Raw genomic sequence first — 9,424 nt, 5'->3', positions numbered from 1 at the left:
GGCGTCATCCTGCTGGTCGCGGCTGTCGGTTGGGTGTTCGCGCCGGAGACGCGAGTGGCCGCCGAGCCGACGCCGCTTCGTTCGCTCGGGCCTGAGCTGGGCGGCGAGCTGCCCTAGGGCGATGAGTTCCGGTCCGTATCCGGGTAAACACTGCAACCGACAGTGTGAGGAGATGCGATGACAACCCCTGGATTGCCACCTGTGGTCGACGGGACGACGTGGCGGACGGCGCTCGACGAGCTGCGGCGACGGGAGAAGGCCGCCACCCGCGAATTGGATGCCATCGCCGCGGAGCGACGGCGGCTGCCGATGGTGGAGATGCCCGACTACACCCTGGTCGGGGCGGACGGGCCGGTGCGCTTGGTGGACGTGTTCGTCGGCAAGTCGCAATTGATCGTCTACAACCACATGTGGTCGGACGGCGCCGAGTGGCAGTGCGGTGGCTGCACCGGATTCACGTCGCAGTTCACCAGGTTGGAGTTCCTGGACGGCTACGACGCCCGATTCGTCATCGTCACCAACGGCCCGATCGAGGAAGCGTTGGCGTACAAGGCCAAGGTCGGCAACAAGATGGAGTGGTACTCGTCGTCGGAGAGCTCGTTCAGCGCCGACGTCGGCGCTGCGCCGGGAACGGGGTTTGCCGTGAACGTCTTCCTCCGCGCGACGGCTCCGTCGGGTCAACAGACGGTGTACCGCACGTGGCACACCGACGGCCGCGGCACCGAGCAGCTGAGCCACAGCTTCGCCTTGATCGACCTGCTGCCGTGGGGCCGCCAGGAAGAGTGGCAAGACTCACCGGAGGGCTGGCCGAAGTCGCCGACGTACTCCAAATGGCTCGACTCGCCCGACGTCGCCAGGATGTACGGGACGGGCTAACGCAGCGGGATGTCCTGCCCCCGTTCGGGTTCCGTCCTTGGCCCGAAGTACCGCCGCTCCGACTCGGCGATGGCGGTGTCGTTGATGCTGGCCTCGCGGCGGCGCATGAGTCCGTTGTCGTCGAACTCCCACAGCTCGTTGCCGTAGCTGCGGTGCCACTGACCAGAGGCATCGTGCCATTCGTACTGAAAGCGCACGGCGATCCGGTTCCCGTCGAAGCTCCACAGGCTCTTGCGCAGGGCGTAGTCGAGTTCCTTCTCCCACTTCGCCGTCAGGAACTCGACGATGCCCGCACGCCCGGTGATGAACAGATCCCGGTTGCGCCACTGCGAATCCTCGGTGTACGCCATGCTGACCCGCCGCGGGTCGCGGGTGTTCCACGCGTCTTCGGCGGCTTGGACCTTGACTGTCGCGGATTCGCGGTCGAACGGTGGGAACGGTGGCTTGGCTTCGTCGGTCATGATGACAATCATGACGCAAAGACTCAACGGCACGGTGGCATTGGTGACGGGTGCGAGCAGCGGTATCGGGCAGGCGACCGCCGTGGCATTGGCCGCAGAGGGCGCGACGGTCGCACTGCTCGCACGGCGACTCGACCGGCTCGAGCACCTCAGCCGTCGCATCGAATCCTCGGGTGGCAAGGCCATCCCCGTCGAGGCCGACGTGTCCGATCCGGCCCAGGCCGTCAAGGCCGTCGGGTCCGTGATGGCACGGTTGGGCCGCCTCGACACCGTCGTCAACAACGCAGGCCTGATGCTGATCGGACCGGCCGCAGAGGCGGACACTGCGGACTGGGACACGATGCTGTCGGTCAACGTGCAGGGCCTGCTGTACGTGACGCGCGCCGCCCTGCCACATCTGATCGCCGCGGCGGCCGACTCGCCGCGCGGCGTCGCCGACGTCGTCAACATCAGCTCGACCGCTGGCCGCGTCGCCCGACCGGGCACGGCGGTCTACGCGCTGACGAAGTTCGGTGTCGGCGCGTTCTCCGAGGCCATCCGTCAGGAGCTGCTCGGCCGGCGGGTTCGCGTCGGCCTGGTCGAGCCGGGCACCGTGCAGACCGAGATCACCAACAACCTGTCGGCCGCCGACCGCGAGGCCATCGAGCGACGCAGTCCCGGCATGGTGAAGCTCGAACCCGAGGACATCGCCGACGCCGTGACGTACATGGTCACCCGCGACCGGCGCGTCGCAGTCAACGAGATTCTGGTGCGAGCGGCCGAACAGACCTGGTAACCGCTGCTCCGGCTGGCAGGATCACGGCGATGACCCGACACATCGCCGCCATCGCCCTTGCCGTCACGATCGCCGTGGTGTCAATGGCGGCGCCAGCTGCGGCGGCACCGGACGACGACATCACGCTGACCTTCATCCGGCACGGCGAATCGAGCGGCAACACCTCCGGATTCATCGACACGCGGACGCCCGGCCCCGGCCTGACCGACCTCGGCTGGGCCCAGGCGCGGGACGTCGCCGCCACCTTCGGCGACGGCGGCTGTTGTGCTTTCGACGGCATCTTCGCCTCGGCGATGCTGCGCACTCAACAGACCGCCCAGTTCCTCGCCGACGAGCTCAACGAACCCGTCGAAATCCTCCCGGGACTCGGCGAGATCGAAGCGGGCATCTACGAGGGCCAGCCCAACTCGGCGGCCGCCGGATTCTTCGACGTGCTGCGGCAATGGGCCGCAGGCGACCGCGCCGCACGCATCCCCGGCTCGATCGACGGCAACGAGTTCGACGCACGTTTCGACGATGCCGTCGCCTCCATCTACGCCAGCGGCGATCAGCGACCCGTCGCGTTCTCGCACGGCGGCGCGATCGCCCTGTGGACGATCATGAACGCGCGCAACGCCGACCCGGCACTTCTGGAATCCGAGCCACTCAACAACACCGGATACGTCGTGGTCACTGGAAGCCCGGGTGCGGGTTGGACTCTCGTCGACTGGAACGGCAAGCAGATCTGAGGGACAGGGGAGATTAGGCCGGGGGGCTAGGAAGGGGACTAGGAGGCGTACTCCGCCGTGCCGTCCTCCAACACCAGCCGCGCATTCGACCCGTCGACACCAGCGGCCTCGGTACGGAACACGGCGTGCCCCGGCTCGGTGCGCCACACCGACGTCGTCAACGTCTCGCCAGGGAAGACCGGGGACGTGAACCGCGCTCCGACGGCCGTGATCTTGGTGGCGTCGCCCCCAGCGAGCTCGGCGACCAGGACCCGGCCCGCGACGCCATAGGTGCACAGCCCGTGCAGGATCGGCTTCGGGAAGCCGGCAAGGTTCTTGGCGAACCAGGGATCGCTGTGCAGTGGATTGCGGTCGCCGGACAGCCGGTAGATCAGCGGCTGATCCTCGGTGGTGGGCAGCGCCACCTTGGCGTCGGGCTCACGGTCGGGGATCGCCGGCGCGACGGGCCGCTCCCCCGGCTGACCGCCGAACCCGCCCTCGCCGCGGATCACGGCGGTGGAGACGGTTTCGGCGATGACCTTGCCAGTGTCGGGGTCGGTGCCGATGCCCTTGAGCACCAGGATGGCGTTCTTGCCCTCGCCCTTGTCCTGGATGTCGACGACCTCGGAGTGCACGTCGAGCTTGCCGGACGGCGGCAGCGGTGCGTGCAGACGAATCTGCTGGCTGCCGTGCAGCAGCATGGCGAAGTTGAAGCTGCCGACCTCTCCGACCGCACCCCACGCCGGGCAGGCGATCACGGCGTAGGTGGGCAGCACCTGCTGCTCGATGTCGTGGCTGTTCTCGGTGGTGAAGGCCAGGTCGTTGGTCCCCGCGCCGACGCCGAGTGCGTAGAGCATGGTGTCGCGTTCGGTCCACGTGAAGGGTTGGGCCGCGCTCTTGGCACCGATGGCGTTGGGGTTGATCGGCATGCTCTCTCCCTTGAAGGCGTTGACGGCTCAGTCGGACGATAGCGCGGCGGTCGCAACCGGATCACACGTGGTTGACCCCGCCAGCGGTGCGGGCAATTGACCTTTGCCGGGCGAAGGGTGACCATGGCTCGGATGCGCTATGTCGTTACCGGCGGTACCGGGTTCATTGGTCGTCGCGTCGTGTCCGCTCTCCTCGCCCGCGACGACGCTGCCGAGGTGTGGGTGCTGGTGCGCCGCGAGTCCCTGGCCCGCTTCGAGCAGCTGGCCGGACCGTGGGGCAGCGGAGCCAAGCCACTGGTCGGCGACCTCACGGTGCCCGGACTCGACCTCACCGACGACAGCATCACCGAGCTCGGCGCCGTCGACCACGTCGTGCACTGCGGCGCGGTCTACGACGTCACCGCCGACGGCTCGGTCGCTGAAGCCGCAATGCGGAAAGCCAACGTCGACGGCACCAGATCGGTGATCGCACTCGCCCTACGGCTCAACGCGACGTTGCACCACGTGTCGTCGATCGCCGTCGCCGGCTCATTCCCTGGCGAGTACACCGAGGAGGACTTCGACGTCGCGCAGGACCTGCCCACCCCGTATCACCAGACGAAGTTCGAGGCCGAGATGCTGGTGCGGTCCTCGCAAGGTCTTCGCTTCCGCGTCTACCGGCCCGCGGTCGTCGTCGGCGACTCTCGGACGGGCGAGATGGACAAAATCGACGGGCCCTACTACTTCTTCGGCATCCTCGCCAAGCTGGCCGTGCTGCCCAGCATCACGCCGATTCTGCTGCCCGACACCGGACGCACCAACATCGTCCCGGTGGACTTCGTCGTTGACGCGGTCGTCGCACTGTTGCACGCACCCGACCGAGACGGTCAGACGTTCCATCTGACGGCACCGAAGTCGGTTGGCCTGAAGGACCTCTACCGAGGGGTCGCCAAGGAGGCCGGGCTACCGGCCCTGCGCGGCGCGCTGCCCGGATCGGTGGCGACGCCGTTCCTCAAGGCCACCGGCCGAGCGAAGATCCTGCGCAACATGGCGGCCACCCAGCTCGGCATCCCCGCGGGGATCCTCGACATCGTGGACATGGCACCCACCTTCGACTCATCGAATACGGCAGAGGCGTTGCGCGGCAGTGGGATCCACGTCCCCGAGTTCAAGTCGTACGCGCCGAAGCTGTGGCGGTACTGGGCCGAACACCTGGACCCCGACCGGGCCCGCCGCGAGGACCCCGACGGACCGCTGGTCGGCCGTCACGTCATCATCACCGGCGCCTCCAGCGGCATCGGACGTGCCTCGGCGATCGCCGTGGCCGAACGCGGAGCGACGGTGTTCGCCCTCGCCCGCAACGCCGAGGCACTCGACGACCTCGTCACCGAGATCCGCGAATTCGGGGGCGCCGCACATGCATTCACGTGCGACGTGACGGATTCGGCATCGGTGGATCACACCGTGAAGGACATCCTCGGCCAGTTCGGGCACGTCGACTACCTGGTGAACAACGCGGGCCGTTCGATCCGCCGCTCGGTCTCGGCGTCCACCGATCGCCTGCATGACTACGAGCGCGTGATGGCCGTCAACTACTTCGGCGCGGTGCGAATGGTGTTGGCACTGCTGCCGCACTGGCGGGAGCGCCGGTTCGGGCACGTCGTCAACGTGTCGAGCGCGGGCGTGCAGGCCAGCAGTCCGAAGTACAGCGCCTACATTCCGAGCAAGGCGGCGCTCGACGCGTTCGCCGAGGTGGTCGGCACCGAGACGTTGTCGGATCACGTCACGTTCACCAGCATTCACATGCCGCTGGTGGAGACGCCGATGATCGCGCCGTCGCGCAGGCTGAATCCGGTGCCGCCGATCACCGCCGACCATGCCGCGGCCATGGTGGTGCGGGGCCTGGTGGACAAGCCCGCCCGGATCGACACTCCCATGGGCACCTTGGCCGACGTCGGCATGTACTTCACGCCCAAGCTGTCCCGCCGCGTGCTGCACCAGCTCTATCTCGGCTATCCCGATTCGGCGGCGGCCCGCGGCATCGTGCCCGAGTCCGCAACGACGCCCGAGCGTGAACCCACCCGGCGCCCCAAGCGCCCCACCCGCTCCGCCGCGTCGAGGATCCGGGTGCCGCGCCCGGTCAAGCGGGCGGTGCGATTGGTCCCGGGTGTGCACTGGTAGGTGCCCGGCCCTATGGTGAGCGGCGTGACGGGGTCAGTCGAGAAGCACGAGGGCCCCGCGCCTGCAGTGCCGGTCTTCGCCGACGTGGACACCGGCGTCGACGACGCGATGGCGCTGGCATACCTGCTGGCCAGCGAGGACGCGCAGTTGGTGGGCATTGCATCGACGGCGGGCAACGTGCCGGTCGACCAGGTCTGCATCAACAACCTGGGACTGCTCGAGTTGTGCCACGCCGCCGACATCCCGGTGTCCAAGGGCGCTCAGCGACCATTGAGCACGCCGCTGCGCACCGCCGAGGACACTCACGGTCCCGCGGGCCTCGGGTACGCCGAACTGCCCGGACACTCGGGCCAGCTCACCGATTACGACGCCGCCGAGGCGTGGGTCCGCGCCGCGCATGACGATCCCGGCCAGCTGATCGGCCTGGCCACCGGCCCGCTCACCAACCTGGCGCTCGCGATGCGCATCGAGCCCGCCCTGCCGAGGCTGCTGCGACGGCTGGTGATCATGGGCGGTGCATTCGACTACCGCGGCAACACCACCCCGGTCGCCGAATGGAACATCAGCGTGGATCCCGAGGCCGCCGCGGAGGTGTTCGCCGTGTGGAGTGCAGCGTGGGGACTCGATCGGCCGACGCACCTGCCCATCGTGTTGGGCCTCAACCTCACCGAGCACGCGGCGATGACGCCGTCGATTCTGGGCCGGTTGGCCAGCGCGGCAGGCTCGCCCTCCAGCCCGTTGAGCGTGCTCGACGATCGCGGCACCCGGTCGGAGGCCCCGAACCCGTTGATCCGCGTGCTCGAAGACGCCATGCGCTTCTACTTCGAGTTCCACTTCGACCAGGGCGAGGGTTATTTGGCCCACCTGCACGATCCGTTGGCCGCGGCCGTCGCCCTGGATCCCGATCTGGTGCTCTACCGCCAGGCGACGGTCGACGTCGAGCTGACCGGCACCCTGACCCGCGGGATGACCGTGGCCGACTGGCGGGGCCATTGGGGCCGCTATCCCAACGCACACGTCGGCGTCGAGGTCGATCCGGACGTGTTCTTCGACCGGTTCATCGCGCGAGTGGGTCCGTTCGCGGCGACGCTCGGCTAGTGCTCAATCGTCGGTCACCACCGTCGATCTACTCGTACACCCCCTCCACGTACCACCGCCGTTGGCGATAACACAGCAGGAGCGCTTGCCCCGCGGCGTCTCGCCCCTCACCATCGAGCAGCACTTGGACCCGTGCCGTCCGCCCCGACCTGCTCATCCGCGGCCCCGGGGCCGCCTCCTCCCAGCCCGCCACTCCCCCTGATTCCCACCATCTTTCGTCGACGGGCCACGGTCCTGCCCACCAGCTCAACGTGCCCGACCTGCCATCCCCCGCCAGACGTACCGGGTCCGAGGAGAACAACCCCCGCCCCGTCACCCGCACCGCGTTTCCCTCCACGTCGAGCAGGTCGACCGGATCGTCGAGCAGCACGGCGGGCGACGGCTCTGGGAGTTGTCCCGGCCACGGTTGACCTGGGTCCGCCCGCGGCACCGGTTCGTCTCCCAGCGGCGTGAAGGTGATGCGTTCGGCGGGTCCGCGACCGCCGCTGAGTACCGGCACCTGCACCGACTCCGGCCCGAGCAGACCCTGGACCCGGACCAGGGCCCGGCGGGCACGCAGCCGGTCGTCGTCCCCGGAGGAGCCCCACAAGGGCAGTTGTAGCGCCGCAGCCGACACCACCTCCACCGGACGCAACCGCAACGTGGTGATCGGGCCTCCGAGCCCTGCGGGCCGACCCTCGCGTCGCCGATTGAGCCAACCATCCAGTTGCCAACGCACCCGGTCAGCGGTGGCATCTTCGGTTAGGGGTTCGGCACATCGCCAAACGCGTTGCAGCTCTTCACCATTGGCGGTGGTGGCGTGGATGGCCAAGCGCGTGCATCCGACCCCCGTCGCCTCGAGGGTGCGATGCAGTTCACCGGCGAGCGACCGACCAGCAAAGGCGGCCGCATCGACGCGGTCCACCGGCGGATCGCAGTCCATGACCGCGTCGAGATCCGGCGGCGTCTCGCGACCCGACGGACCGCGGGTGGCCTCACCACGCGCGAAGCGATGAGCCGCGATCGCGTCGGCACCGAACCGGGACGCCACGTCGGAGCGGGACAATTCGGCGAACTGACCGATCCGCCGAATGCCCATGCGCCACAACAGATCAGCCAGGTCATCCCGACCGGGTGCGGCCAAGCTGGGCTCGGTGGCCAACTGCCGGATCGACAGGCCCGCCAAAAAGGACGCATCCCCCCCGGGTTCGACGATGCAACCCGCGCGGGCGGCGAACACCGCGGTGGGCAACTGATCGGCGATGCCCACCTGGCATTCCGCGCCCGCCGCGGCCACGGCGTCGACGAGTTGCTCCGAAGCCGACTGCTCCGACCCGAAGTAGCGGGCCGCCCCGCGTACCGACAGCACCAGCAGCCCCGGCCGCAGGACCTCCGCGCGAGGCACCACCTCGTCGACCGCCGTCGTCACCCCCTCGAAGTGGCGAGCATCGCGAGCCGGATCGGCGGTCGCGACGTGGACGTGCGGGCAGCGCGCCTGGGCCTCCCTGCGACGCAATCCCCGCCGGACCCCCGCCGCCCTGGCCGAGGCCGAGCAGGCGATGACGCGGTTGGCCAGCGTGACCACCACGGGGTCGGTGGCGGCCAGCCTCCCTGCGGCGGCTGCCGCCACCGCAGGCCAGTCCATGCACCAGACGGCCAGCACTCGACTTGGCACGTCACCCGCCCACTGCCCGAACGGGAGCGATGGACCGACCTCCGGCCCTGGTGGCCAGTCGCACCCGGCTGATCCGCCCGCATCCCGACCTGGGAGCCCCGCCACCCGCGCCTGTCATCTCGTAACCGCTGACCCGCGACTCCAGCCTGGCCGAGGCCCCATGCCAGTCGCCACCGGTGACCAACAGGGTGCAGCCCTTCTGCCGGGCCCTGGCCGTCACGGCACGCGCCCGGGTCGGCGACACCGACCGCCCGGCCATTCCGAGCACCACCAGATCCAGGCCGTCCATCAGCACGGCTGCCACCTCGACCGGATCCGCCCCAGGATCGGGGATCACCGCGAGCCTGCTCAGATCGGCACCCATCTCGACGGCCGCGAGCAGACCAATGTCGGGATGGCCGACGATCGCCGCATGCCCGCCGGCCGCCGTGACCGCAGCCACCATGCTCAAGGGCAACGAGCGGGCCCCCGACAGCACCGCCACCGTGCCCCTGGGCAACGCATTCGGCAGCAGATCAGCCAGCGCCTCGGGGATCGGTAGCAAAGTTTCCGAAGGGGGTAGCGCGGTGGGTGAGGGCATATTTCCGCGCTGCGACTGGCCCACCGTCCGAGATGTCCGACCGGATACTTCCGCCATCTTGCGACGGAGGTGTTCTACCTGTTCAGCGCGATTCAGGGGACGTTGATTCACACCAATCACCGCTGTCACGTCAACACCTTCTGCACCATCAGACTCGTCTCGCATTCGAAAGTATGTTCGATAC

9 protein-coding genes are annotated in these 9,424 nt (G+C 68.8%); 5 read left to right on the top strand and 4 right to left on the bottom strand.

Going from position 1 to position 9,424, the window contains the following annotated elements; translation table 11 throughout:
• Positions 1-177: 177 nt before the first annotated feature.
• Positions 178-876 (top strand): DUF899 family protein, encoded by a 699-nt coding sequence (locus ABW137_RS16915; RefSeq protein WP_526401986.1) that lies wholly within the window; start codon positions 178-180, stop codon positions 874-876.
• Here ABW137_RS16915 and ABW137_RS16910 read toward each other — a convergent pair.
• The gene (locus ABW137_RS16910; protein ID WP_526401984.1) at positions 873-1,337 is read right to left on the bottom strand and encodes a nuclear transport factor 2 family protein; all 465 of its coding nucleotides are present in this window, start codon (positions 1,335-1,337) and stop codon (positions 873-875) included. The genes ABW137_RS16915 and ABW137_RS16910 overlap by 4 nt on opposite strands.
• A gap of 10 nt (positions 1,338-1,347) precedes the next feature.
• Here ABW137_RS16910 and ABW137_RS16905 point away from each other — a divergent pair, with 10 nt between their 5' ends.
• Positions 1,348-2,112: an SDR family NAD(P)-dependent oxidoreductase gene (locus ABW137_RS16905; protein ID WP_526401982.1), complete on the top strand. Its 765-nt coding sequence runs from the start codon at positions 1,348-1,350 to the stop codon at positions 2,110-2,112.
• A 29-nt stretch (positions 2,113-2,141) separates the two neighbouring features.
• The gene (locus ABW137_RS16900; RefSeq protein WP_526401980.1) at positions 2,142-2,840 is read left to right on the top strand and encodes a histidine phosphatase family protein; all 699 of its coding nucleotides are present in this window, start codon (positions 2,142-2,144) and stop codon (positions 2,838-2,840) included.
• A 38-nt stretch (positions 2,841-2,878) separates the two neighbouring features.
• On the opposite strand, the gene ABW137_RS16895 is transcribed toward ABW137_RS16900, so the two are convergent.
• On the bottom strand, positions 2,879-3,748 hold the full coding sequence (locus ABW137_RS16895) for a MaoC family dehydratase (RefSeq protein WP_526401978.1): 870 nt from the start codon (positions 3,746-3,748) through the stop codon (positions 2,879-2,881).
• A 132-nt stretch (positions 3,749-3,880) separates the two neighbouring features.
• Between ABW137_RS16895 and ABW137_RS16890 the strand changes: the two genes are divergently transcribed.
• Both ABW137_RS16890 and ABW137_RS16885 read left to right on the top strand, forming a co-directional pair.
• A complete protein-coding gene (locus tag ABW137_RS16890; RefSeq protein WP_526401976.1) occupies positions 3,881-5,908 on the top strand; it encodes an SDR family oxidoreductase in 2,028 nt (675 codons plus the stop codon).
• Positions 5,909-5,974: 66 nt separating this feature from the next.
• Positions 5,975-7,006 (top strand): nucleoside hydrolase, encoded by a 1,032-nt coding sequence (locus ABW137_RS16885; RefSeq protein WP_526401990.1) that lies wholly within the window; start codon positions 5,975-5,977, stop codon positions 7,004-7,006.
• A 28-nt stretch (positions 7,007-7,034) separates the two neighbouring features.
• On the opposite strand, the gene ABW137_RS16880 is transcribed toward ABW137_RS16885, so the two are convergent.
• Positions 7,035-8,630: a DNA polymerase Y family protein gene (locus ABW137_RS16880; protein ID WP_526401988.1), complete on the bottom strand. Its 1,596-nt coding sequence runs from the start codon at positions 8,628-8,630 to the stop codon at positions 7,035-7,037.
• Between the two features lie 31 nt (positions 8,631-8,661).
• Positions 8,662-9,369 (bottom strand): DnaE2-dependent mutagenesis accessory factor ImuA', encoded by a 708-nt coding sequence (imuA', locus tag ABW137_RS16875; RefSeq protein WP_526401974.1) that lies wholly within the window; start codon positions 9,367-9,369, stop codon positions 8,662-8,664.
• Positions 9,370-9,424 lie beyond the last annotated feature (55 nt).

This window comes from Mycobacterium sp. (genome assembly GCF_040509115.1).
In the GTDB taxonomy this organism is placed as follows: Bacteria; Actinomycetota; Actinomycetes; order Mycobacteriales; family Mycobacteriaceae; genus Mycobacterium.
This window is presented reverse-complemented; position numbering and strand designations above follow the sequence as displayed.